Origin of the sequence: Kribbella sp. CA-293567 (assembly GCF_027627575.1) — a bacterium.
Classification (GTDB): domain Bacteria; phylum Actinomycetota; class Actinomycetes; order Propionibacteriales; family Kribbellaceae; genus Kribbella.
In genome coordinates this window covers 6,076,679-6,101,189 of record NZ_CP114065.1, presented here as the reverse complement: position 1 = coordinate 6,101,189, position 24,511 = coordinate 6,076,679, and the positions used below count along the sequence as shown (strand labels likewise).

Here is a 24,511-nt window from a genome sequence, read left to right as displayed (position 1 = left end):
CTCCGGATCGTCACGTGATGATGGAGCTGATCACGTTATCGAGCCGGTCGACGCAACGCAATGGCGGGGAGCAACGCGTTATCTTGGCCAGATGCGAGTTCAGGTGGAGCCGATGCCGCTCGACGCTCTGGTCGAACTGGTGAACGGGTGGGGCGTCGAGCCGCGCCGCGCGGGTGCCCGATCGGAGGTGCCACCGCTCGCCGATCACGTCCACCGTGCCGGCGTCCCGGCCTCGGTGGCGGACACGCTGACCGACACCGCGCTGATTCAATTCGCGGACACGATCTTCGGCATCTTCACCTCGGTCGGTACGGCGGCTCGCGTGGACGCGGTCTCCGGCTTGCTGAGGACCATCGACGTACGGCCCGACCTGGCAGTGACGGACGGCGAAGTACGGCGAACCTGGTGGGTGGACCCGCACGACGCTCTCCTGGCCGCGGCTTTGCTGGCCCTGCGTGCGCAGTTGTGCGACGAGAATCCGGGTCGCCTCGGAGTCTGCATCGACGGCGGTTGCGCCGACATCTACGTCGACGGCTCGCCTGCCGGCCGACGCCGCTTCTGTTCGGTCACCTGCCAGAACCGCGCCCGCGCCGCGAAGTACCGGCGTACCCGGCGATCCGCCTCATGACCGCCGACCGCTGACGGAGCGAGCGCGCCGCGCGGTACTGGCTTGCCCAGCCCTCGCGCCGCGGGCTGCCGGGAGTGTTGAACGTGAGTCGCAAGGCATCGGAAAGGAGCGTCCCGCCATCACACCAGTGACCGAAGTGGACTAATCTTTGCGGGAGGCGCACAACGTCGTGGGCCCGGCGCTGAGCGCCGCTTTTTCACGCGTGGAGACGGTGGGGAATGCAGAGCAAGCTGGACGTCCAGAAGGCGGATGTTCTCGCCAAGGCGGTGGCCGCGGGATCGCACGGCAAGGACCATTCGGTCGATGCCGGCAAGCTGCGGACCTTCCTGGAGCGCTACTACCGGTACGTCGCCGCGGAGGACGTCGCCGAGCGTCAGCCGACCGACTGCCTGGGCGCTGCCAAACACCACTACCGGTCCGCGCTGGCGCGGCCGCAGGGCACCGCCAAGGTGCACGTCTTCACCCCGACGGTGGAGGAGCACGGCTGGTCGGCCAACGGCCGGACGGTGGTCGAGATCGTGATCGACGACATGCCGTTCCTGGTCGACAGCGCGTCGATGGTGATCACCGACCACAACCTCGAGCTGCAGCTGCTGGTGCACCCGCAGTTCGTCGTCCGCCGTGACATCGAGGGCACCCTGCAGGAGGTGCTCGACGACGCGGCCGCCGCGGACGAGCACGACCTGGTCCGGGAGAGCTGGATGCACCTGGAGGTCGAGCGGATCGCCGACCCCGCCGAGCACCGCCAGCTGGAGCAGGCGCTGCAGCGCGTGCTGGAGGACGTCCGGGAGGCCGTCGAGGACTGGCCGAAGATGCACGAGAAGGCCGTCTCGATCGCCGACGGCCTGAACGCGTCCGAGCTGCCGGTCAGCGAGAGTGAGGTGGAGGAGGCCAAGGAGCTGCTGGAATGGCTCGCCGACGAGCACTTCACCTTCCTCGGCTACCGCGAGTACAGCTTCACCATGGACGGCGACCAGGGCATCCTGCGCGGCATCCCGGGGACAGGCCTGGGCATCCTCCGGCCGGACCCGAAGCTCGACGAGAACGCCGGAAAGCTGCCGCCCGAGGTGAGCGCGAAGGCGCGCGAGCGCAAGCTGCTGATCCTGACCAAGGCCAACTCGCGCTCCACGGTGCACAGGTCGTCGTACCTGGACTATGTCGGCATCAAGCAGTTCGACGAGAGCGGCGAGCCCGTCTCGGAGCTCCGCTTCATCGGACTGCTCTCCTCCACGGCGTACACCGAGAGCGTCATGCAGGTCCCGGTACTGCGTCGCAAGGCGATCGAGCTGTTCGCCCGGACGGGGTTCGACCCCAACAGCCACAGCGGCAAGGGCCTGCTGGACGTGCTGGAGACCTATCCGCGCGACGAGCTGCTGCAGGCGCCCGTGGAGGACCTGCTGCCGATCGTGCAGTCCGTCCTGCACCTGCAGGAGCGTCGTGCGGTCAAGCTGTTCGTCCGGCGCGACGTGTACAACCGCTACCTGTCCTGCCTCGTCTACCTGCCGCGTGACCGCTACACCACGGCCGTCCGGCTCAAGATGCAGCAGATCCTCAAGGACGCGATCGGCGCCGAGTCGGTCGACTACGCCGCCTACGTGACCGAGTCCGTGCTGGCCCGGGTGCACTTCGTGGTCCGGATGAAGCAGGGCTCGACGGTCGGCGACTTCGACGCCGAGATCCTCGAGCAGAAGGTCGTCGAGGCCACCCGCGCCTGGCAGGACGACTTCAACGTCGCGCTGCACCAGCAGGGCGGGGACGGCGCCGTCACCCGGCTCGCCAGCCAGTACGCCGGTGCCTTCCCGGAGGCGTACAAGGAGGACTTCGACGCCCGGGTCGCGGTGCGCGACGTGACGATCCTGGACCGGCTGCCGGCCGAGGACGGGCTGGCCATGTCGCTCTACAGCCCGATCGACGAGGAGTGGGCCGGTGAGCGCCGCTTCAAGGTCTACCGCACCGGCTCCGCGCTGTCGCTGTCCCAGGTGCTGCCGCTGCTGACCCACATGGGCGTCGAGGTGATCGACGAGCGGCCGTACGAGATCCGCCGCCCGGCCGGTACGGCGTACATCTACGACTTCGGGCTCCGGGCACCACAGGGCGCCGAGGAGAAGGAGGAGCTGCGCCGGCTCTTCTCCGACACCTTCCAGGCAGTGTGGGAGGGGCGCGCGGAGAGCGACAAGCTCAACGCCCTGGTACTGCGGGGAAGCCTCAGCTGGCGGCAGGTCTCGATCCTGCGCGCCTACCAGCGGTACATCCGGCAGGGCGGGACACCGTTCAGCCAGGACTACATCGAGAACACCTTCCTCAACCACGTCGACGTCGCCAAGCTGCTCGTCCAGTTGTTCGAGACCAGCTTCGACCCGGCCCGCGGTGCCGCCGACGATCCCAACCGGGTGACCGCGGTGGAGCAGCTGGAGAAGGAGATCGTCACCGCGCTGGACACGGTGAAGAGTCTCGACGAGGACCGGATCCTGCGGTCCTACCTGACCGCGATGAAGGCGACGCTGCGGACCAACTTCTTCCAGCCGGCCGCCGACGGCACACCGCGGACGTACATCTCGCTCAAGCTGGAGCCCAAGGCGATCCCGGAGCTGCCGCAGCCGCGGCCGGCGTACGAGATCTTCGTGTACTCGCCGCGGGTCGAGGGTGTGCACCTGCGCTTCGGTGCCGTCGCGCGCGGTGGGTTGCGCTGGTCGGACCGGCGCGAGGACTTCCGGACCGAGGTGCTGGGTCTGGTCAAGGCGCAGATGGTGAAGAACTCGGTGATCGTGCCGGTCGGCGCGAAGGGCGGGTTCTACGCCAAGCAGCTGCCGGATCCGTCGGTCGATCGCGACGCCTGGCTGGCCGAGGGCATCGCGTCGTACAAGACCTTCATCTCCGGGCTGCTGGACATCACCGACAACATCGTGGCCGGCCAGATCGTGCCGCCGTCGCAGGTCGTCCGGTACGACGGTGACGACGCCTACCTGGTCGTCGCGGCGGACAAGGGCACGGCGACGTTCTCGGACATCGCCAACAGCGTGGCCAAGGAGTACGGCTTCTGGCTGGGCGACGCGTTCGCCTCGGGCGGTTCGGTGGGCTACGACCACAAGGCGATGGGGATCACCGCGCGAGGTGCCTGGGAGTCGGTCAAGCGGCACTTCCGCGAGATGGGACACGACTGCCAGAACGCCGACTTCACCGTGGTCGGGGTCGGTGACATGTCGGGTGACGTGTTCGGCAACGGGATGCTGCTGTCGGAGCACATCCGGCTGGTCGCGGCGTTCGACCACCGGCACATCTTCCTCGATCCGGCGCCCGACGCGGCCGCCTCGTTCGTGGAACGCAAGCGGTTGTTCGAGCTGCCGCGATCGTCGTGGGCCGACTACGACGCCGCGCTGATCTCGGCCGGTGGTGGCGTCTACCCGCGTACCGACAAGGCGATCCCGATCTCCGCGGAGGTCCGCGAGGCACTCGGTATCGAGGGCAACCCGACCTCGCTGGCGCCGAACGAGCTGATGCAGGCGATCCTGAAGGCCCCGGTCGACCTGTTCTGGAACGGCGGGATCGGCACCTACGTGAAGGCCGCCACGGAGTCGCACGCCGACGTCGGCGACAAGGCCAACGACGCGGTCCGGATCAACGGCGCGGAGCTGCGCGCGAAGGCGGTCGGCGAGGGCGGCAACCTGGGCTTCACCCAGCTCGGCCGGATCGAGTACGCCACCCTGGGCGGCCGGATCAACACCGACTTCATCGACAACGTGGCCGGCGTGGACACCTCCGACCACGAGGTGAACATCAAGATCCTGCTCGACAAGGTGGTCGCCGACGGCGACCTGACCGAGAAGCAGCGCAACGACGTGATCGCGTCGATGACGGCCGAGGTCGGCGCGCTGGTGCTCAAGTCGAACTACCGGCAGAACATCGGGCTGGCCAACGCGACCTCGCAGGCCCCGGCGCTGATGCACGTCCACCAGGACTGGGTCCGCCGGCTGGAGAAGCAGGGGCTGCTCAACCGTGAGCTGGAGTTCCTGCCGAGTGTCGCCGAGTTCAAGCGCCGCAAGGCCGAAGGCCGTGGGCTGACCTCGCCGGAGCTGTCGGTGCTGATCGCCTACACGAAGATCGTGCTCGAGGCAGAGCTGCTGAAGACCTCGCTGCCGGACGACGACTACCTCGCCTCGAAGCTGACCAGCTACTTCCCGAAGGCGATCCAGGACCGGTTTGCCGGACCGGTCGAGTCGCACCAGTTGCGCCGCGAGATCATCACCACCCAGGTGGTGAACGAGTTCATCAACTCGTCCGGCATCACGGCCTACCACCGGCTCTCGCTGGAGACCGGCGGCACGGTGGAGGACGTCGTCCGGGCGAACCTGGCGGCCTCCCGGATCTTCGCGCAACCGGAGCTGCTGGCCCGCAACGCGGAGCTGGACAACCTCGTCGACGCCGCCACCCAGACCGCGATGCGGCTGGAGACCCGGACGCTGGTCGAGCGGGCGACCCGCTGGCTGGTCTCGAACCGGCGGCCCCCGGTCGACATCGCCGAGCTGATCGAGTTCTTCCTGCCGGGGATCGCCAAGCTGACGGCCGCGCTCCCCGAGGTACTGCGCGGGCGGGAGCTGGCGTTGTTCGAGCACCGTCGCGAGGCGCTGGTCTCCCAGGGCGTGCCGGTGGACTTCGCCACCCGGATCGCGGTGCTGCCGCCGGCGTACGCGGCGCTGGGCATCGTGGAGACGGCGTACCGCGACGACCTGGACGTGCTGGAGGTCGCCAAGGTGCACTTCGCGCTGGGCGAGCGGTTGCACCTGGGCCTGTTCCTGGAGCGGATCATCGGCTTGCCGCGGACGGACCGCTGGCAGACGATGGCCCGCGCCGCGCTCCGCGACGACCTGCACGCGGTCCACGCGCACCTCACGGCGCAGGTGCTGGCCACGACCGAGGCCTCGCTCGAGCCCGAGGACCGGGTCCGCGCCTGGCAGGACCTGAACGAGACGGCGCTGTCCCGGGCCGCCACGATGATGGAGGAGATCGTCGAGACGGAGGGCCCGGAGCTGTCCCACCTGTCGGTAGGCCTACGCCTGGTCCGCACCCTCCTCAACAACCAGGCCTGATCGCAACTCGGCACCTCGGACACCCAGCGGTGACCTTGAACAGGAAATAACTTGTTCAAGGTCGCCAGTTGGGGTCCGAGGTCGCCAGATCTCCCGGGCGGTGAGGCAGGGATGCTGAGGCTGGGGATGCTGCCTGTGGGGGTTAGGCTTCGCGCGTGGCGACCCTTGTGGATGTGGCTGGCGGTTGTGAGTATCCGGGGCGTGGGGTGGCGATCGGGCGGGATATCGATGGCGTGCCGTTTGCCGCCTACTGGCTGACCGGCCGGAGCCCGGCGTCCCAGCAGCGCGAGCTGGTCGTAGCGGAGTACGAGATCGTCGTGCAGGACGTGAGCGGCGCCGGGACGGACGAGCTGCGGCACTACACCGCCGCGATCCGCACCGAGGACTGGGTGATCGTCGGCAACGGCACCCACGTCAGCGAACTGGCCGGTACCCACGCCGACTGTGTGGATCTCCAGGTCGCGCTGCGCAACATCGACTACGAGCCGGACCCACCCATCCGCACGCCGCGGATCTTCGCCGGTGCCGTCACCGAGGGTCCGGAACTGCTGGATGTCGTCGTCGGCTCCGCCCGCTCGTACTCGGCCGATCAGGTTCAGCATCCGTCGCTGTTCCTGCGCCGATCGGAGGAAGCCACCGCCGGAGTGGTCACCACGTACGCCGGTTCTGCCGCCGAAGTCGTGACCGACGGCTATCCGCTGACTGTGTCGGTGGAGGCCGAGTGGGAGTCGCTGCCCGATCTGCTGTGGGCTCGGCTCGACCCGAGGCTGCGGGTCGGGTTGGTGGTCATCCCCTTGCATGTGGAGAGCTTCGAGGAAGCGATCGTCCGGCGTCGCTGAGGGTCAGCGTTCGGAGACGATGACGTCGACCGAGTACTGGTCGGCGCGGTAGCAGTGGTCGCCGAACTCCACCGGGGAGCCGTCGGCGTCGTACGCGCTGCGGGTCATCGTGACGAGTGGCTCGGCCTTGGACATGTGCAGGGTACGGCGTTCCTCGGCCGTGGCGTTGCGGGCGCCGATGCGCTGGCGGGCCACCGTCGGGCGGATGCCGCGGGCCCGGAGTACGGCGTACAGGCCGTCGGTCTCGAGCTGCTCGGCGGTCAGGTCATTCATTGCTGGCGGCAACCAGTTGCGGAGGATCGCGAGCGGCTGCTCGCCGGCGTAGCGCAGCCGGACGATCGAGACCAGCGGCGTACCGGCCGGCAGTCCGAGCGCCTCGGCGGCGCGATCGTCCTGGGCCGAGCGGAGCAGCGAGAGTACGTCGGTGCGCGGGGTGCGGCCTTCGCGGACCAGGTCGTCGTACAGGCTGGTCAGCTCGGCGCGGCGGTGGACCATCTGGTTGGCCACGGTGGTGCCGATCCCGCGACGGCGGACCAGCAGGCCCTTGTTCACCAGTTCGGAGATCGCCCGGCGCACCGTCGGCCTGGACAGGCTGAGCCGGTCCGACATCGCCAGCTCGTTCTCGAAGGCGTCGCCGGGGCGCAGGGTGCCGTCGCTGATGGCAGCGGTGAGCTGCTCGGCGAGCTGGTGGTAGAGCGGCACCGGGCTCGTCCGATCGATCTGGATCGGAAGGGCGGCCATGCCGGGATATTACAGGAATGACGTCTGTATGTCCCGACGTGAAAATGTGCTTACAAAGTATTGACACCCCTGATCTCGCCCGCGAAGCTGACTGGGCGAACCAGTACTGCCGGTGGCGGGCCGGCGGGCACTCACGAACGCCTTGACGAGAGGGCACACAGGATGCGAATCGGGTTGGTCGGAACCGGGCGGATCGGGGCGTTCCACGCCGCGACCCTGAAGGGCCTGGCAGCGGTCGGGCAGGTCGTCGTCACCGACGCCGACACCAGCCGGGCGGAGCTGATCGCCAAGGACCTCGGCCTGGAGCTCGCGGTCACCGTCGAGGAGCTGCTGCGCAGCGGTGTCGACGGGTTCGTGATCGCTGCCGCCACCTCGGCGCACGCCGAGCTGATCGAGCGTGCCGTCGCCGCCGGGATCCCGACCTTCTGCGAGAAGCCGGTCGCGATCGACCTCGGCGAGACCCAGCGGATCGTCGCGCTGGTCGAGGCCTCGCAGGTGCCGGTGCACATCGGCTTCCAGCGCCGCTTCGACGCCGGCTACCGGTCCGCGCAGGAGCAGATAGCGACCGGCGAGCTCGGCTTCGTCCATCACATCCGCGCGAACACCAACGACGCGTTTCCGCCGCCGCACGAGTACATCCCCACCAGCGGCGGCTTCTTCCGGGACTGCACGGTGCACGACTTCGACATCATCCGGTTCGTCACCGGCCGTGAGGTGGTCAGTGTCTACGCGACCGGCGCCAACCGTGGGGAGCCCTTCTTCGGCGAGTACGGCGACGTCGACGCGGCCGCCGCGCTGCTGACGCTGGACGACAACACCTTCGTCTCGGTCAGCGGGACCCGCTACAACGCGGCCGGTCACGACGTGCGAATGGAGGTGCTGGGCTCGCTCGGCTCGATCGCGGTCGGCCTCGACGCCCACACCGCGCTGCGGTCCGCCGAGCCGGGGGTGACCTTCCCGGACGGTCAGTCGCACAGCACCTTCATGGACCGGTTCCAGCCGGCCTACATGGCTGAGCTGACGGCCTTCACCGAGGTCGTCGCGGGCACTCGTGCGGTGCCCTGCACGGTGCGCGATGCTCTGCAGGCCTTCCGGATCGCGGATGCCTGTGAACTGTCCCGGCGCGAGAACCGCGTCGTTTCCCTGGAGGAGATCGGCCGATGAGTGACGTTGCCACCAGGATCGCCGGTGCACCCATCTCCTGGGGCGTCTGCGAGGTCCCGGGCTGGGGTTGGCAGTACGACCCGGACACGGTGCTGGCGCAGATGCGTGACCTGGGCCTGGCCGCGACGGAGTTCGGACCCGAGGGGTTCCTGCCGGACGACCCGGCCGAGAAGGCCAAGGCGCTTGCGGACCTGGGATTGCGGGCGGTCGGCGGGTTCGTGCCCGTCGTACTGCATGATCCGTCGCACGACCCGTCGGCCGAGGTGGCTCGCGCGCTGAAAGGTTTCGTCGCCGCTGGTGCCGGCACGCTGGTGCTCGCCGCGGCGACCGGACGGGACGGGTACGACGAGCGGCCGGCGCTCGATGACGCAGGGTGGACCACGTTGCTCGCCAACCTCGACTTGCTGGCCGGGCTGGCCGCGAAACAGGGCGTCACCGCGACGCTGCACCCACATGTCGGCACGATGATCGAGAAGGCGGCCGAGGTCGACCGGGTGCTCGCGGGCTCGACGATCGGGCTCACGCTCGACACCGGACACCTGCTGATCGGTGGAATCGACCCGGTTGCGCTTGCCCTCAAGCACACCTCGCGGATCGTCCACACGCATCTGAAGGACGTCGACGCCGCTTGGGCCGCCAAGGTGCAGTCCGGTGAGGTCAGCTACACCGACGCCGTACGGGCGGGGATGTACCGGCCGCTGGGTGGAGGCGACATCGATCTGGCGACCATCGTGTCGGCGCTGGAGAAGTCAGGGTACGACGGGTGGTACGTGCTCGAACAGGACACGATGCTGACCGGGCGGCCGGACGACGACGGGCCGCTGGCCGACGTACGGGCGAGTATCGGGCACCTGCGCCGGATCGCGGAGGAGATCTGATGGCTGACGAGGTACTGACCATCGGCCGGATCGGGGTCGACCTGTATCCGCTGCAAACCGGGACGCGGCTCGAGGACGTCGAGAGCTTCGGGAAGTTCCTCGGCGGCAGCGCGACCAACGTGGCGGTCGCGGCCGCCAAGCACGGCCGAAGGTCGGCGGTGATCAGCCGGACCGGGAACGATCCGTTCGGAACCTTCATCCACCGGACGCTGCTGGAACTGGGCGTGGACGACCGGTTCGTCACGCCGGTCGAGGGGCTGCCGACGCCGATCACGTTCTGCGAGATCTTTCCGCCGGACAACTTCCCGCTCTACTTCTACCGGTTCCCGAAGGCACCGGACCTGGTGATCAACCCGTCCGAGCTCGACCTGGACGCGATCCGGGACGCGTCGATCTACTGGTCGACGGTGACCGGGCTGTCGGCCGAGCCGAGCCGGACCGCGCACTTCACCGCGTGGGAGGCGCGCGAGCGGCGACCGCTGACGGTGCTCGACCTGGACTACCGGCCGATGTTCTGGGCGGATCCGAGCGAGGCGCACGAGCAGGTCAACCGCGCGCTGCAGCACTGCACGGTTGCTGTCGGCAACCGTGAGGAGTGTGAGGTCGCGGTCGGCGAGACCGACCCGGACAAGGCGGCGCAGGCGCTGCTCGACCGAGGCCTGGACCTGGCGGTGGTGAAGCAGGGCCCGAAGGGCACCCTCGCCCGAACTCGCGACGAGCGAGTCGAGGTGCCGCCCTTCCCGGTCGAGGTGGTCAACGGTCTGGGCGCGGGCGACGGCTTCGGCGGCGCCCTTTGCCACGGGTTGCTGGCCGGTTGGCCGCTGGAAAAGGTCATCCGCTTCGCGAACATCGCCGGCGCCATCGTCGCCTCCCGACTGGAGTGCTCGACCGCTATGCCTACCGAAGCCGAAGTACTGGCCTTGCTGGAGGAATCCGCATGAGCGTCGACGACGACCTCGGCAACGCCGGCCTCTACGCCGGCAAGCCGCCAAGCACCCGCAAGTCCGGCGATGGCGAACCGCGTGAAAGCAACGGCGACGAGTCGGGCGGAGCTGCTAGCGGCGAGTCGAGTGAGCTGGACCGCGGGGCAGCGAACCGAACTGGTGAAGGCGAGCTGCGTGGGGTCGCCGGTGGGGAGTTGCTTGGTGGTAGCGGTGGCGAGTTGCGTGAAGCTGGCGAGGGTGGATCGCGTGAACTGGGTGATGGGGTGGTGAGCGGCGTCAGCGACGGCGAGTTGCGAGCTGCTGCTGATGGCGACTCGCGTGGAAGCAGTGGTGGCGGGCTGCGCGGGGTCGCCGGTGACGAGTCGCGTGAAGCTGACGGGGGTGGATCGCGTGAGCTGGGTGATGGGGTGGTGAGCGGCGTCAGCGACGGCGAGTTGCGAGCTGCTGTTGATGGCGACTCGCGTGGAAGCAGTGGTGGCGAGCTGCTCGGTGCCACCGGTGGGGACTTGAGTGGTGGCGCCGGCGATGAGATGCGTGGGGTCGCCGGTGGGGAGTTGCTTGGTGGTCGCGGTGGCGGGCTGCGTGGAGCTGGAGTTGGCGATGGTGGTGCGGCGGGTGCTGGTGTGGTTTTGCGGGGTGGGGTGGAAGGGCAGTTGCGGGGTGAGGTGAATCCGACGGAGATTCGGGTGCGGTATCCGGAGCGGATCGCCGAGGCTTGGCAGCAGCGGCGGCGGCGGGAACTGGTGGGGGAGGACGGCCGGCTGTTGATTGTTGCGGCCGATCATCCGGCGCGAGGGGCGCTGGGGGTGCGGGACGATCCGATGGCGATGGCCAGCCGGCCGGCGTTGATCGATCGGCTCTGTACCGCGCTGCGGCGGCCGGGGGTCGACGGCGTCCTGGCGACGCCCGACATCCTCGAGGATCTGCTGCTGCTCGGGGCGCTCGAGGGCAAGGTCGTGATCGGGTCGATGAACCGCGGCGGACTGCAGGGCGCCTCCTTCGAACTGGACGACCGGTTCACCGCCTACGGTACGGCGGACGACATCGCCGGACGCAGGCTGGACGGCGGCAAGATGCTGACCAGGATCTGCCTCGACGACCCCGGCACGGTCGCCACCCTGGAGAGCAGCGCCAAGGCGGTCACCGAACTCGCCGAACGCAAACTGATGGCGATGGTCGAGCCGTTCTGGTCGGTCCGCCGCGACGGCCGGGTGACCAGCCTGCTGGATCCAGACTCGGTCATCAAGTCGATCCACATCGCCGCCGGTCTCGGTGCCACCAGCGCCTACACCTGGCTCAAACTTCCGGTGGTCGACGAGCTGGAAAGGGTAATGGAGGCAACTACCCTCCCGACCCTGCTCCTCGGCGGCGACCCGACCGTAGCCCCCGAGGAGACCTATGCCTCCTGGGGCAAGGCGCTGAGCCTTCCCTCGGTCCGCGGCCTGGTGGTCGGCCGAGCCCTGCTCTTCCCACCCGACGGTGACGTGGCCGCCGCCGTCGACCAGGCTTCGTCCCTGGTCCACGGAGGTGCGGCGTGACGTCACCTGAGTCTTGGACAGCACCAGTTGCAGCAGTCGCAATCGCCGACGGAGGTGTCGTATGACCGAGTGGTTCCGGCCGGCCGGAACGACCGCGCGCGATGGCTTCGACGTCGCCGTCAGTCCAGGCGAGAAGGACTGGGAGTACACCGGCCTGTACGTCGCCACCCTCCAGCCCGGGCAGTCGATCGAGATCGAGACCGGTGACTCCGAGTGGCTCGTCCTGCCGCTGTCCGGTTCCGCCGAAGTGATCGTCGACGGCGAGACCATCACTCTCGCCGGCCGCGCGAACGTGTTCGCCGGAGCAACCGACCTCGGCTACGTCCCGCGCGGCACCACGATGGCAGTCCGGAGCGCGAGCGGTGCCCGGATCGCCTTCCCGCATGCGAGGGCGTCCTCCGACTATCCGTTCCGGCGACTCGGAGCCGAGCAGGTCGAGACCGAGCTGCGTGGTGCGGGCGTCGCCTCCCGGCAGGTGCGCAACTTCGGTACGCCGGCAGTGCTCGAGGCCGACTCGATCATCGCCTGCGAGGTACTCACCCCGGCCGGGAACTGGTCGTCGTACCCGCCGCACAAGCACGACGAGCACAAGCCTGGCAAGGAAAGTGAACTCGAGGAGATCTACTATTTCGAGCTCCAGCTCTCCGACGCCGCCCCTGAGGTGGCCAGGGGCGGCGACCCGATCGGTTACCAGCGGGTCTACGGCACCGGGGACCGCCCCATCGACGTACTGGCTGAAGTGCGCAGTGGGGATCTGGTGCTGGTGCCACACGGTTGGCATGGTCCTGCGATGGCGCCTCCTGGATATGACATGTACTACCTGAACGTGATGGCCGGGCCCGGCGCCGAGCGGGAGTGGCTGATCAGCGACGACCCGCAGCACGGCTGGGTCCGCGAACTGTGGAAGACCGAGCAGCTCGACCCCCGCCTTCCTTTCGGGGACAGTTGATGCCGGCCGGGAACCGGATCGGAGCGGCGACGGTGCTCGCGAGTGAGACCGTTGCCCGACGGATGGTGGAAGTGACGACGACAGGTTTCGGAGGAGAGCTATGACAGTGCGTCTTACGGTCTCGCAGGCGCTGGTGCGATTCCTGAGCGTTCAGTACTCGGAGCGTGACGGGCAACGGCAGAAGCTGTTCGCGGGTTGCTTCGGCATCTTCGGGCACGGCAACGTCGCCGGTCTCGGCCAGGCGCTCCTGCAGTCCGAACTGGAGGACCCCGAGGCACTGCCCTACATCCTCGCCCGCAACGAGCAGGCGATGGTGCACAGCGCCTCCGCCTTCGCCCGGACGCGCGACCGCCTGCAGACCTACGCCTGCACCGCGAGCGTGGGCCCTGGCTCGACCAACATGATCACCGGCGCGGCCCTGGCCACGGTGAATCGCCTACCGGTCCTTCTCCTCCCGTCGGACGTGTTCAGCACCAGAGTGGCAACCCCGGTGTTGCAGGAACTCGAGAGCACGACTGCGGGTGACGTCTCGGTGAACGACGCCTTCCGCCCGGTCTCGAAGTACTTCGACCGGATCTGGCGCCCGGAGCAGTTGCCTTCGGCGCTGCTGCACGCGATGCGGGTGCTGACCGACCCGGTGGAGACCGGGGCAGTCACGATCGCCCTGCCGCAGGACGTGCAGGCCGAGGCCTTCGACTGGCCGGAGGAACTCTTCGCCGAGCGCACCTGGTACGTCGCCCGCCCGTTGCCCGAAGCATCCATTGTCGACAAAGCGGCACAACTCGTCCGGTCTTCGCGCCGGCCGCTGATCGTGGCCGGTGGCGGCGTCGCCTACTCGCGGGCTCAGGACGCGCTGCGCGAGTTCGCCGAGCAGACCGGGATCCCGGTGGCGGAAAGCCAAGCAGGCAAGGGATCGCTGCGCTACGACCATCCGCAGTCGGTCGGTGCCGTCGGGTCCACGGGCACGACGGCGGCGAACGCGCTGGCTCGTGAGGCCGACCTCGTGATCGGCGTCGGCACCCGCTTCGCCGACTTCACGACGGCGTCGCGAACGGCCTTCCAGAACCCGGACGTCCGGTTCGTCAACATCAACGTGGCGCGCTTCGACGGTGGCAAACATGCTGGTCTCCCTGTCGTTGCCGATGCCAGGGAAGCCCTTGTTTCCTTGGCGTCTGCGGTGGATGGCTGGTCTGTGGAGGACCATTACAGAGCGTTGACCGCCGAACTCGCAACTCAGTGGGACGAGGTTGTGGACAACACCTACAACCCGCCCGCGGAGGTGACCGGGAAACTCGCCGAAGGACTCCTCACCCAGGGCGAGGTCCTCGGTGCCGTCAACGAATTGTCGGCGGCGTCTGATGTGGTGGTGTGTGCGGCCGGTTCGATGCCGGGCGACCTGCACAAACTCTGGCGGACCCGCGACCCGAAGGGATACCACGTCGAATATGGCTTCTCCTGCATGGGATACGAGATCGCCGGCGGCCTGGGCGTGCGCCTCGGCGCACCCGAGCGTGACGTCTTCGTCCTGGTCGGCGACGGGTCGTATCTGATGATGTCGAGCGAGCTGGTCACCGCCGTCCAGGAGAACATCAAGATCATCGTCGTGCTGGTGCAGAACCACGGCTTCGCCTCGATCGGGGCTCTGTCGGAGTCGCTCGGCTCGCAGAGATTCGGTACGGCGTACCGGCGGCGTGGTGGTGACGGACGGCTCGACGGGGACTACCTGCCAATCGACCTGGCCGCCAACGTGCGCAGTCTCGGCGTCGAGGTGCTCGACGTGCACAGCCGGGCGGAGCTGGAGAAGGCGATCGGTACGGCGAAGTCCGCCGACGGCCCGATCGCGATCCACGTCAGGACCGATCCGCTGATCGGCGCGCCCGACAGCGACTCGTGGTGGGACGTTCCGGTCAGCCAGGTGTCCGGCCTCGACTCGACCCGCGCCGCCTCGGCGCAGTACGAGGAGTTCAAGCAGGCCCAGCGGCCGTATCTGGTCCCAGCCGAGGGAGAGCACCATGGGTAGGGTCAAGGTCGGCAGCGCGCCCGACTCCTGGGGCGTCTGGTTCGCGAACGACGAACAGCAGACGCCGTGGCAGCGGTTCCTCGACGAGGTCGCCGACGCGGGCTACACCCGGATCGAGCTGGGTCCGTACGGCTACCTTCCGACCGACCCGGTGCAACTGAAGGACGAACTCGACCAGCGGGGACTCGAGGTTAGTGCCGGCACCATCTTCGAACACCTGCACCGGCCCGACTCGTGGGACTCGACCTGGGCCGAGGTATCGGCCGCGGCCGAGCTGGCCGCGGCGGTGGGAGCCGGGCACCTGGTCGTGATCCCGTCGATGTGGCGCGGTGACAACGGTGAGGTGGTCGAGGCCCGGCTGGATCACGAGGGCCAGGCCCGGCACGGCCGGCAGGTGACCGAGCTCGGCCGGCGGATCGCCGCGGAGTACGGGCTGAAGACGCAGTTCCATCCGCACGCGGACGGGCATGTGGACAACCAGGAGACGGTCGAGCGGTTCCTCGCCGAGACCGACGGTGAGCACGTCAACCTCTGCCTGGACACCGGCCACATCAGCTACTGCGGTGGCGACAACCTCGAACTGATCCGCAAGTACCCGGAGCGGATCGGGTATGTGCATTTGAAACAGGTCGATCCGGTGGTGCTGGCGCAGGCCGAGGCCGACGGGATCAGCTTCGACGAGGCGGTCCGGCGAGGCGTGATGTGCGAGCCGCCGCTCGGCGTGCCCGAGCTGCCACCGGTGCTCGAGGCGCTGGCCGGCCTGGACGCGGAACTGTTCGCGATCGTCGAGCAGGACATGTATCCGTGCCCGCCCGACGTGCCGCTGCCGATCGCGGAGCGGACCCTGGCTTACTTGAGGACCCACGGGGGTGGTGTATCCGTAGGAGGACCAGCAGAGTAAAGCTCTCTGGTCACACCCGTACGCCGCGGCGTTACCGCGGAACGTCTGAAAGGCTGGTTGGTTTTCATGGTTCGGTGGCAGAAGAAGGCGGTGGCCACGGGGGCGGCGCTCGTGCTGGTCACGGCGCTGGGTGCCTGTAGTTCCTCCGGCGGCAAGCAGGAGGAGGAGAAGGCGGCCGGCGCAGCCGGCAACGTCGCGGACACGCCGAGGATGAAGGTTGCCTTCATCACCCACGCGGCGCCCGGTGACACGTTCTGGGACCTGGTCCGCAAGGGAGCCGAGGCGGCCGCGGCGAAGGACAACGTCGAGTTGCAGTACTCCGGCGCGCCGGAGGGTGCGGACCAGGCCAACCTGGTGCAGACCGCGATCGACCAGAAGGTCGACGGCATCGCCGTCACGCTGGCCAAGCCCGACGCGATGCAGGCGAACGTCAAGAAGGCGGCCGACGGTGGCATCCCGGTGGTCGCGCTGAACGGCGGGATCGAGTCCTGGAAGCAGGCCGGGGCGCTCGGGTACTTCGGGCAGGACGAGCGGATCGCCGGCCAGGCCGCGGGCGCGAAGCTGACCGAGGTCGGCGCGAAGAAGGCCGTCTGTGTCATCCAGGAGCAGGGCCACGTCGGCCTGGAGGCCCGCTGCCAGGGCGTCAAGGACAAGTTCCCGAACGTCGAGAAGCTCTACATCACCGGGACCGACATGCCCGGCAGCCAGACCACGATGACCTCGAAGCTCCAGCAGGACAAGAGCATCGACTACGTCGTCACGCTGGGCGCGCCGTTCGCGCTGGCCGCGGTCAAGTCGGTCAAGGACGCCGGTTCGGCGGCCAAGATCGGCACCTTCGACACCAACAAGGACCTGATCGGCTCGATCAAGTCCGGTGGCGTGCAGTGGGCCGTGGACCAGCAGCCGTACCTGCAGGGCTACCTCGCGGTCGACAGCCTGTGGCTCTACAAGACGAACGGCAACACGATCGGTGGTGGCCAGGCCACGCTGACCGGACCGGCGTTCATCGACAAGTCGAACGCCGAAGCGGTGGAGAAGTTCTCCGCCAACGGGTCTCGCTGAGGATCGTCATGGCATCCACGCTGACGGCGCCGTCGACTGTCGACGACCGCGTCTCGTCCCGTTCGCTGGGCGCCCGGCTGCTGAGCCGGCCCGAGGTGGGCTCGCTGGTCGGAGCGGTCGTCGTACTGGTCTTCTTCCTGATCACGGCACCGCCGTTCCGGGATCTGGCCACCACCGGCACGATCCTCTACCAAGCCGCGCTGATCGGCATGATGGCCGTCCCGGTCGCGCTGCTGATGGTCGGTGGCGAGTTCGACCTGTCGGCAGGCGTCGCGGTGACGACGGCAGGTCTGACCGGCGGCCTGTTCTCCTACCAGTTCAGTACCAACGTGTGGGTCGGTGTCCTGGTGGCACTGGTCGTCGCGGTGGCCGTCGGCGCCTTCAACGGCTGGCTGCTGATGCGCACGGGGCTGCCGAGCTTCCTGGTCACGCTCGGCACCTTCTTCATCCTGCAAGGCCTCAACCTGGGCGTCACCCGGGTGCTGTCCGGGACCGTCTCGTCGAACTCGATCAGCGACATGGACGGCTTCGAGTCGGCCAAGGCGGTGTTCGCCTCGGAGTTCAAACTGGGACCGATCAACGTCAAGATCCTGATCGTCTGGTGGATCGTGTTCGTCGCGATCGCCACCTGGGTGCTGCTGAAGACGAAGGTCGGCAACTGGGTCTTCGCCGTCGGCGGCGACGCGGCGGCCGCGCGGGCGGTCGGCGTACCGGTGAAGCGGGTGAAGATCGGCCTGTTCGTCACGGTCGGCTTCTTCGCCTGGTTCTCGGGGATGCACCTGCTCTTCAACCAGGCGGTGGTGCAGTCCGGTGAGGGCGTCGGCAAGGAGTTCATCTACATCATCGCCGCGGTGGTCGGCGGCTGTCTGCTGACCGGCGGCTACGGCTCCGTGGTGGGCTCGGCGATCGGTGCGCTGATCTTCGGGATGACCCAGCTCGGTGTCGTCTACGCCGGCTGGAACGCCGACTGGTTCAAGGCGTTCCTGGGCGTGATGTTGCTGTTGGCCACCATCGTCAACCTCGTCGTCAAGAAGCGGGCGGATCTGCGATGAGCATCACTGAGAAGTTCGCGGAAGAGGCGGGCAGCGGCCCGACCACGCCGGTCGTTCACCTCGAGGACGTCGGCAAGAGTTACGGCAACGTGCACGCGCTGCGTGGCGTCTCGCTGGCGGTCAGGCAGGGTGAGATCACCTGTGTGCTGGGCGACAACGGCGCGGGCAAGTCGACGCTGATCAAGATCATCGCCGGCCTGCACGCGCACACCGACGGGATCCTCTCGGTGAACGGCGAGCAACGCACGTTCAGCTCGCCGCGGGAGTCGCTGGACAGCGGGATCGCGACCGTCTACCAGGACCTCGCGCTCGCGCCGCTGATGTCGGTCTGGCGGAACTTCTTCCTCGGCAACGAGGTGACCAGATCGTTCGGCCGGCTCGACATCGCGGCGATGAAGAAGACCGCCCAGGAGGAGCTGACCAAGATGGGGATCTCGATCCCCAACCTGGAGCAGCCGGTCGGGATGCTGTCCGGCGGTCAGCGCCAGTGCATCGCGATCGCCCGGGCGATCTACTTCGGGGCCAAGGTGCTGATCCTGGACGAGCCGACCGCCGCGCTCGGCGTCAAGCAGTCCGGTGTGGTGCTGAAGTACATCGTGAAGGCGCGCGACGCCGGTCTCGGCGTCGTCTTCATCACCCACAACCCGCACCACGCCTACCTGGTCGGCAACCACTTCGTCGTCCTCAAGCTGGGCCGGGTGGCACTCGACACCCATCGTGCCGACATCACCCTGGAGCAGCTCACCAACGAGATGGCGGGCGGCTCCGAGCTTGAGGCGCTCAGCCACGAGCTCCGCGGGATCGACGCCGGGGCGGTGGGAGTGCGTCCGGGCGACGGGCCGGTCAAGATCGAGTCCCCTCTGGAGAACAGATGACCCAAGACCTGAGGATCGGCATCATCGGCGTCGGGATGATGGGCGCCGATCATGCCGAGCGGGTCGCCCGGCAGATCTCCGGCGCCCGGCTGGTCGCCGTGTCCGACCCGGACACGGCGAGAGCGGACGCGCTGGCCGCCGCCCTGAACGAGACCCAGGGCAGGCTGGCGACGGGAGCATCGGAGGTGGCCGCGAGAGCGGCCGGCTCCGGTGGCGCCGTGGGCGAGGGGGTCGGCGGAGTTGCGAGTGCGGCTGATGCTGGTGGAACGCCACAAGCGGGTGGCGTGCGGGTGATCGGGGACCCGTTGGCTTTGATCGGCGACGCCGAGGTGGACGCGGTGATCATCGCCTCGCCGGGATTCGCTCATGCGGAGCAGCTGATGGCTTGCCTCGAGCACGGCAAGCCGGTGCTCTGTGAGAAGCCGCTGACGATGGATGCCGAGTCGTCGTTGCGGGTGGTCGAGGCCGAGCACAAGACCGGCCGGTCGTTGATCCAGGTGGGCTTCATGCGCCGCTTCGACCCGGAGTACGCGCGGCTGAAGCAGTTGCTGGACTCCGGGGAGCTCGGCCGGACCCTGCTGCTGCACAACGTGCACCGGAACAAGACCGTCCCGGAGACGTTCCGCAGCGAGATGATCGTGCGCGACTCGCTGGTGCACGAGGTCGACGTGGCTCGCTGGCTGTTCGACGACGAGATCACCCGGATCACCGTGCACGCCCCGAGGCCGACCAGCCTGGTCGGCGAGGGGGTGCTCGATCCACAGCTGGCGCTGTTCGAGATGGCGAGCGGTGCGCTGGCCGATGTGGAGGTCTTCGTGAACTTCCAGGTCGGCTACGAGGTGCGCTGCGAAGCTGTCGGCGAGCTGGGCAGCGCGACGATCGGCCTCGGGGTCGACGTCCTGACGAAGAAGGCCGGACACTGGGGTGGTGCGGTGCCGGACGACTTCCGGGTCCGCTTCGGGGCGGCGTACGACCTCGAGGTCCAGCGCTGGGTCAACGCCGCGGCGCGAGGCGGGATCGACGGTCCGACGGCCTGGGACGGGTACGCCGCTGCCGCGGTCTGTGCGGCCGGCGTGCAGTCCCTGCAGGAAGGCCGCCCGGTGGAGGTGGAGATGGTGAGCCGCAGCGAGGTCTTCGGATGAAGCTCAGCCTCGACCCCTACATGTTCCGCGCCGTTCCGCTGCTGGAGCTGCCCGGTCTCGTCGCCGACCTCGGCTACGAGTGGCTGGAACTGTCGCCCCGCAGTGACTTCCTGCCGTTCTTCGTCCACCCGCGGGTGGACGACGCGGGGGTGGCTGCGTTCCGCAAGGCGCTGGCGGCAGCAGGGGTCGGGGTCTCGTCGGTGCTACCGCTCTACAAGTGGTCGGGCCCTGACGAGGACGAGCGGCAGGCAGCGGTCAGGTACTGGAAGCGCGCGATCCGGATCACCGCCCTGCTCGGCGTGGACGTGATGAACACCGAGTTCAACGGCCGCCCCGAGCAGGCGGCCCGGAGCGAGGCGCAGTTCTGGCGGTCGCTCGAAGAGTTGCTGCCGGTGTTCGAGAGCGAAGGCGTCCGGCTCGTGCTCGAACCGCATCCGGACGACTTCGAGGAGGACGGCAAGGCAGCCGTCGACCTGATCCGCGGGATCAACAGCCCTCTGGTCAGCTTCCTGTACTGCGCCCCGCACACCTTCCACCTGGGCAACGACGCCCCCGGCATCATCGAGTACGCCGGCGACCTGCTCACCAACGTGCACGTCGCCGACTCGTTCGACCACACCGGGTCGTCCGGGCTGCGCTACATCGTCAACCCGCCCGGCTCGACCGTCCGGGTGCACCAGCACCTCGACATCGGTCAGGGTGAGGTCGACTTCGACGAGCTGTTCGCGAGCCTGGCCGCGGCCGGTTTCGACGGCACCGTCACCGCCTGCGTCTTCGCCTGGGAGGAGCGCGCCCGGGAATCGAGCACGTTCATGCGAGCGAAGATCACCGATCTACTGACGAAGCAAGGGATGCAGCTGTGAGCATTGAGCGAATCACCCACCTGGTCGGCGGCGCCCCGTGGACGGGAGTCTCCGAACGCACCAGCAAGGTCTACAACCCGGCCACCGGCGAGGTGACCGGTGAGCTCGACCTGGCCTCGGCGGCGACCGTCGACGAGATCGTGAAGGTCGCCCACGACGCGTCCCGGGCCTGGGGCCGGATCTCGCTCACCAAGCGCGCGCAGGTGCTCTTCGGCTTCCGTGAACTGCTGAACGAGCGCAAGGAGGAGATCGCCGCGCTGATCACCGCCGAGCACGGCAAGGTGCTCTCGGACGCGCTCGGCGAGGTGACCCGCGGTCTCGAGGTGGTCGAGTTCGCCTGCGGCATCCCGCACCTGCTGAAGGGCGGCTTCAGCGAGAACGTCTCCACCAACGTCGACGTCTACTCGATCCGCCAGTCGCTCGGCGTGGTCGCGGTGATCTCGCCGTTCAACTTCCCGGCGATGGTGCCGCTGTGGTTCGTGCCGATCGCGATCGCCTGCGGCAACAGCGTGGTGATCAAGCCGTCGGAGAAGGACCCGTCCGCGGTGAACGCGGTCGCTGCTCTGTGGAAGGAGGCCGGCTTGCCCGACGGCGTGCTGAACGTCGTCCACGGTGACAAGGAGGCCGTCGACCGGCTGCTCGAGCACCCTGACATCAAGGCCGTCTCGTTCGTCGGCTCGACGCCGATCGCGCGCTACGTCTACGAGACCGGCACCAGGAACGGCAAGCGCGTGCAGGCTCTCGGCGGCGCCAAGAACCACATGGTCGTGCTGCCCGATGCCGACCTGGACCTGGCAGCCGACGCCGCCGTCAACGCCGGCTTCGGTTCCGCGGGAGAGCGCTGCATGGCGATCTCCGCGCTGGTCGCGGTCGAGCCCGTCGCGGACGCGCTGATCGCCAAGATCCGCGAGCGGATGGCGACGCTGACGACCGGTGACGGCACCCGCGGCTCCGACATGGGCCCGCTCGTCACCGGACCGCACCGCGACAAGGTCGTCGGGTACGTCGAGGCGGGGGTCGAGGCCGGCGCGGAGCTGGCCGTCGACGGCCGCGAAGGTCCCTTCGACGGCGGCGACGACGGCTTCTGGCTCGGCCCGACGCTGTTCGACAAGGTGACGCCGGAGATGTCGATCTACACCGACGAGATCTTCGGGCCGGTGCTCTCGGTGCTCCGCGTCCCGTCGTACGACGCGGCGCTGGAGCTGGTGAACTCCAACCCGTACGGCAACGGCACCGCCATCTTCACCAACGACGGCGGCGCCGCCCGCCGCTACCAGACCGAGGTCGAGGTCGGCATGGTCGGCGTCAACGTGCCGATCCCGGTCCCGATGGCCTACTACTCGTTCGGCGGCTGGAAGAACTCGCTGTTCGGTGACACCCACGCGCACGGCACCGAGGGCGTGCACTTCTTCACCCGCGGCAAGGTGATCACCTCCCGCTGGCTGGACCCGTCTCACGGCGGGCTCAACCTCGGCTTCCCTACCCACGACTGAGCCCACGCACGATTCAGCCGGTGCTTTCGAGTGGTGGCTACCCCAGTCGAGTCACCACCCGGAAACCAAAGCTATCCGCCGATCGACTACTCCCAGTGAGCTGAGATCGAGTCTGGACGGAGTTGCAACATCGACTGGGGTGGCGCCGCGGCCCTACTGAATTGTGGCGCCGCGCCCCTATTGGATCGTGGAGATCGGCCGTGGCTGGAGGCCGGCCGCGCGATAGCAGGCGTCGACGAGCTCCATCGTCGCGTGCGCGTCGTCGGCGTCGGTGAGAAGTGGTGCGCCGTCGCGGAGATGGGCGGCGAAGGCCTCCAGCTGGTACGCGTAGGAGGACTTGGTGCCCAGTCGCTCGACCCAGGTGTCCTCCTTGGTCTTCACCATCACGCGATCGTCCAGATGCGGCAGCACGAAGCTCGGCGCGAAGGCCTCGCCGCGCGTACCGGTGATCCGCAGGCTGAAGTCGACGTTCTCACCCGCCATGCTGGTCCGCACCGCACCGGTCGCGCCGTTGGGGAACACCAGGTCGGCGTTGAGCCACTCGTCCACACCAGGCAGACGCTTGCGCTCACCCGCCCGGGCGCTCGCCAGCGTCGGTGCGCCGCCGCCCCAGGGAGCCAGCACGCGTTGCGCGTGCAGCGCGTAGCAGCCGACATCCATCAAAGCGCCACCCGCCAGCGCCAGCGACCAGCGTGGATCGTCGTCGTCGGGCGGCGGCATCACCATCGTCGATTCGACGTGCTGCAGTTCGCCGAGCTCACCCTTCGTGAGCAGCTCCTGCAGCCGCCGGGTGACCGGGTGGAAGAGGTAGTGAAAACCCTCCATCAGTACGACGCCCCGCGCCCGCGCCGCGTCCCGCACCTCCGCGGCCTCGGTCGCGTTGCTGGCCGAGGGCTTCTCCGTCAGCACATGCTTGCCGGCGGCAATCGCTCGCAGGTTCCACGGCCCGTGCAGGCCGTTGGCGAGCGGGTTGTAGATCGCCTCGACCTCGGGGTCGTCGATCACGTCCTGGTAGCTCGCGAGCACCCGCTCCACACCGTGTTCGGCCGCGAACGCCTCCGCGCGACCCGCGTCCCGGGCCGCGACGGCGACCAGCCGGGCACCGGTCAGACGGGCCGGTTCGGCGATCGCCCTGCCCGCGATCCGGGCGGCACCGAGGATTCCGATGCGAAGCGGTTCCATACGCACTCCCTTGTTCAGATGTCATCCGTACGGCGGCGTACGGCGTGCTCGTCGAGGGCCTGCCGCAGCAGATCGTCGGGCCAGTCCTCGGCGAGGGCTTGGCGGACCAGGTCGGCCTGGGTCTGGGGAGCGAGCCCGCCGATCGGCTGGTCCCGGTCCAGGTTGGTCGGGAAAGCGTATCCTTCGGCGCTCGCGGCGATGACGTTGTCCAGATCGAAGGCGTCATCGTGCCGCAGAGTACGCAGTACGGGATAGAGGGTGACCGCCATCCGGACCCGGTCGACGCTTTCCATCGCCCGGCCGAACGCGGAGGAGATCTGCAACAGGTTCGCCATCCGGAGGATGTCGGGGGAGTGGTTGCTGCCGGCCGCGTGGAAGAGCGCCGGGTTGAAGAACACCGCGTCGCCCTTGCTCAGCGGTAGCTGCACGTGATGAGCGACGAAGTGCTCACCGAACTCGGGTCGCCGCCAGGCGAGGTAGCCGAGCCCGTACTTGTGCGAGTGCGGCAGGTAGAGCGTCGGACCGCTCTGCACCGGCATGTCACAGTGCGCGACCGCCCCCTGCAGCGTCAGCACGCTGGACAACTGGTGCACATGAGCAGGGTAGGCAGCCGCGACCTCGTCGGACTGGAATCCGAGGTGGTAGTCGCGATGTACCGTCTGACCTTCACCTCCTGGATTCACCACGTTCACCTGGGAGGTCACCTGGTACGCCGGACCGAGCCACGCCTTCGCGACCAGGGCGAGCAGATCGTTGGAGTAGTAGGCGGCGAACACCTCGGGCGCTCTGATCGCCAGCTTCTCCAGCGCGTTCCAGACCCGGTCGTTCGCCCCCGGCTTGGCGAAGTGGTCACCGGCCGCGGTGCCGGCCCGGTGCTGGTCGTCGATCATCGCCCGGAACTCGGCGGTCGCGGCGTCCACAGCTTCCTTGCTGAAGGCCCCTTTCAGGACGACGATGCCGGGACCGTCGCCGAGCGCCTTGGCGAACTCGGCCTGAACCTCCCGCGGATTCTCCTTGCGAATCCGCGGAGCGTCGTACAGCGGGACCTGCTGCTCGATCGTCTCCGCGAACGGGTAGTCGGCGGGATCGGTCTCGGTTCGCAGTACTGCGAGCAGGTCGTCCAGGCGGACGTCTTGGGGCTTGAGCCAGGTCATTG

Annotated in this window: 19 protein-coding genes; 16 read left to right on the top strand and 3 right to left on the bottom strand. The window is 68.4% G+C overall.

Going from position 1 to position 24,511, the window contains the following annotated elements; all coding sequences use genetic code 11:
- Positions 1–91 precede the first annotated feature (91 nt).
- From OX958_RS28260 to OX958_RS28250, 3 genes are all read left to right on the top strand, one after another.
- Positions 92–628, top strand: coding sequence for a CGNR zinc finger domain-containing protein (locus OX958_RS28260; RefSeq protein WP_270132868.1), 537 nt, complete (start codon positions 92–94; stop codon positions 626–628).
- Between the two features lie 218 nt (positions 629–846).
- Complete coding sequence (locus OX958_RS28255) at positions 847–5,712, top strand: NAD-glutamate dehydrogenase (RefSeq protein ID WP_270132867.1); 4,866 nt, start codon at positions 847–849, stop codon at positions 5,710–5,712.
- A gap of 155 nt (positions 5,713–5,867) precedes the next feature.
- Positions 5,868–6,551 (top strand): IMP cyclohydrolase, encoded by a 684-nt coding sequence (locus tag OX958_RS28250; protein WP_270132866.1) that lies wholly within the window; start codon positions 5,868–5,870, stop codon positions 6,549–6,551.
- 3 nt (positions 6,552–6,554) lie between these two features.
- Here the strand turns inward: OX958_RS28250 and OX958_RS28245 are convergent, their stop codons facing one another.
- On the bottom strand, positions 6,555–7,292 hold the full coding sequence (locus OX958_RS28245) for a GntR family transcriptional regulator (RefSeq protein WP_270132865.1): 738 nt from the start codon (positions 7,290–7,292) through the stop codon (positions 6,555–6,557).
- 162 nt (positions 7,293–7,454) lie between these two features.
- Between OX958_RS28245 and OX958_RS28240 the strand changes: the two genes are divergently transcribed.
- The 13 genes from OX958_RS28240 (at position 7,455) to OX958_RS28180 (ending at position 22,173) form a co-directional block, all read left to right on the top strand.
- Entirely contained in the window at positions 7,455–8,456 is a 1,002-nt protein-coding gene (locus OX958_RS28240) for a Gfo/Idh/MocA family protein (RefSeq protein ID WP_270132863.1), read from the top strand.
- A complete protein-coding gene (locus OX958_RS28235) occupies positions 8,453–9,334 on the top strand; it encodes a sugar phosphate isomerase/epimerase family protein (protein ID WP_270132862.1) in 882 nt (293 codons plus the stop codon). Before OX958_RS28240 ends, OX958_RS28235 begins: the two co-directional genes overlap by 4 nt.
- Positions 9,334–10,275, top strand: a complete 942-nt coding sequence (gene iolC / locus OX958_RS28230) for a 5-dehydro-2-deoxygluconokinase (protein ID WP_270132861.1) — start codon at positions 9,334–9,336, stop codon at positions 10,273–10,275. The genes OX958_RS28235 and iolC overlap by 1 nt, the downstream gene beginning before the upstream one ends.
- Positions 10,276–10,943: 668 nt before the next feature.
- A complete protein-coding gene (locus tag OX958_RS28225; protein WP_270139162.1) occupies positions 10,944–11,816 on the top strand; it encodes a Cgl0159 family (beta/alpha)8-fold protein in 873 nt (290 codons plus the stop codon).
- A gap of 61 nt (positions 11,817–11,877) precedes the next feature.
- The gene (gene iolB, locus OX958_RS28220; RefSeq protein WP_270132859.1) at positions 11,878–12,765 is read left to right on the top strand and encodes a 5-deoxy-glucuronate isomerase; all 888 of its coding nucleotides are present in this window, start codon (positions 11,878–11,880) and stop codon (positions 12,763–12,765) included.
- Between the two features lie 100 nt (positions 12,766–12,865).
- Positions 12,866–14,785, top strand: a complete 1,920-nt coding sequence (gene iolD / locus OX958_RS28215) for a 3D-(3,5/4)-trihydroxycyclohexane-1,2-dione acylhydrolase (decyclizing) (RefSeq protein WP_270132858.1) — start codon at positions 12,866–12,868, stop codon at positions 14,783–14,785.
- Entirely contained in the window at positions 14,778–15,686 is a 909-nt protein-coding gene (locus OX958_RS28210; RefSeq protein ID WP_270132856.1) for a TIM barrel protein, read from the top strand. The genes iolD and OX958_RS28210 overlap by 8 nt, the downstream gene beginning before the upstream one ends.
- Before the next feature lie 66 nt (positions 15,687–15,752).
- On the top strand, positions 15,753–16,748 hold the full coding sequence (locus OX958_RS28205) for a sugar ABC transporter substrate-binding protein (RefSeq protein WP_270132855.1): 996 nt from the start codon (positions 15,753–15,755) through the stop codon (positions 16,746–16,748).
- 8 nt (positions 16,749–16,756) lie between these two features.
- Positions 16,757–17,800 (top strand): ABC transporter permease, encoded by a 1,044-nt coding sequence (locus tag OX958_RS28200; RefSeq protein WP_270132854.1) that lies wholly within the window; start codon positions 16,757–16,759, stop codon positions 17,798–17,800.
- Complete coding sequence (locus tag OX958_RS28195) at positions 17,797–18,675, top strand: ATP-binding cassette domain-containing protein (protein ID WP_270132852.1); 879 nt, start codon at positions 17,797–17,799, stop codon at positions 18,673–18,675. Before OX958_RS28200 ends, OX958_RS28195 begins: the two co-directional genes overlap by 4 nt.
- On the top strand, positions 18,672–19,817 hold the full coding sequence (locus tag OX958_RS28190) for a Gfo/Idh/MocA family protein (RefSeq protein WP_270132850.1): 1,146 nt from the start codon (positions 18,672–18,674) through the stop codon (positions 19,815–19,817). Before OX958_RS28195 ends, OX958_RS28190 begins: the two co-directional genes overlap by 4 nt.
- A complete protein-coding gene (locus tag OX958_RS28185; protein WP_270132848.1) occupies positions 19,814–20,680 on the top strand; it encodes a sugar phosphate isomerase/epimerase family protein in 867 nt (288 codons plus the stop codon). Before OX958_RS28190 ends, OX958_RS28185 begins: the two co-directional genes overlap by 4 nt.
- A complete protein-coding gene (locus tag OX958_RS28180; RefSeq protein ID WP_270132846.1) occupies positions 20,677–22,173 on the top strand; it encodes a CoA-acylating methylmalonate-semialdehyde dehydrogenase in 1,497 nt (498 codons plus the stop codon). Before OX958_RS28185 ends, OX958_RS28180 begins: the two co-directional genes overlap by 4 nt.
- A gap of 177 nt (positions 22,174–22,350) precedes the next feature.
- Here OX958_RS28180 and OX958_RS28175 read toward each other — a convergent pair whose 3' ends face one another.
- Together OX958_RS28175 and OX958_RS28170 are read right to left on the bottom strand one after the other, a co-directional pair.
- Positions 22,351–23,355, bottom strand: coding sequence for a Gfo/Idh/MocA family protein (locus OX958_RS28175; protein ID WP_270132843.1), 1,005 nt, complete (start codon positions 23,353–23,355; stop codon positions 22,351–22,353).
- Positions 23,356–23,369: 14 nt separating this feature from the next.
- The gene (locus OX958_RS28170; protein ID WP_270132841.1) at positions 23,370–24,509 is read right to left on the bottom strand and encodes a phytanoyl-CoA dioxygenase family protein; all 1,140 of its coding nucleotides are present in this window, start codon (positions 24,507–24,509) and stop codon (positions 23,370–23,372) included.
- Positions 24,510–24,511: the final 2 nt, after the last annotated feature.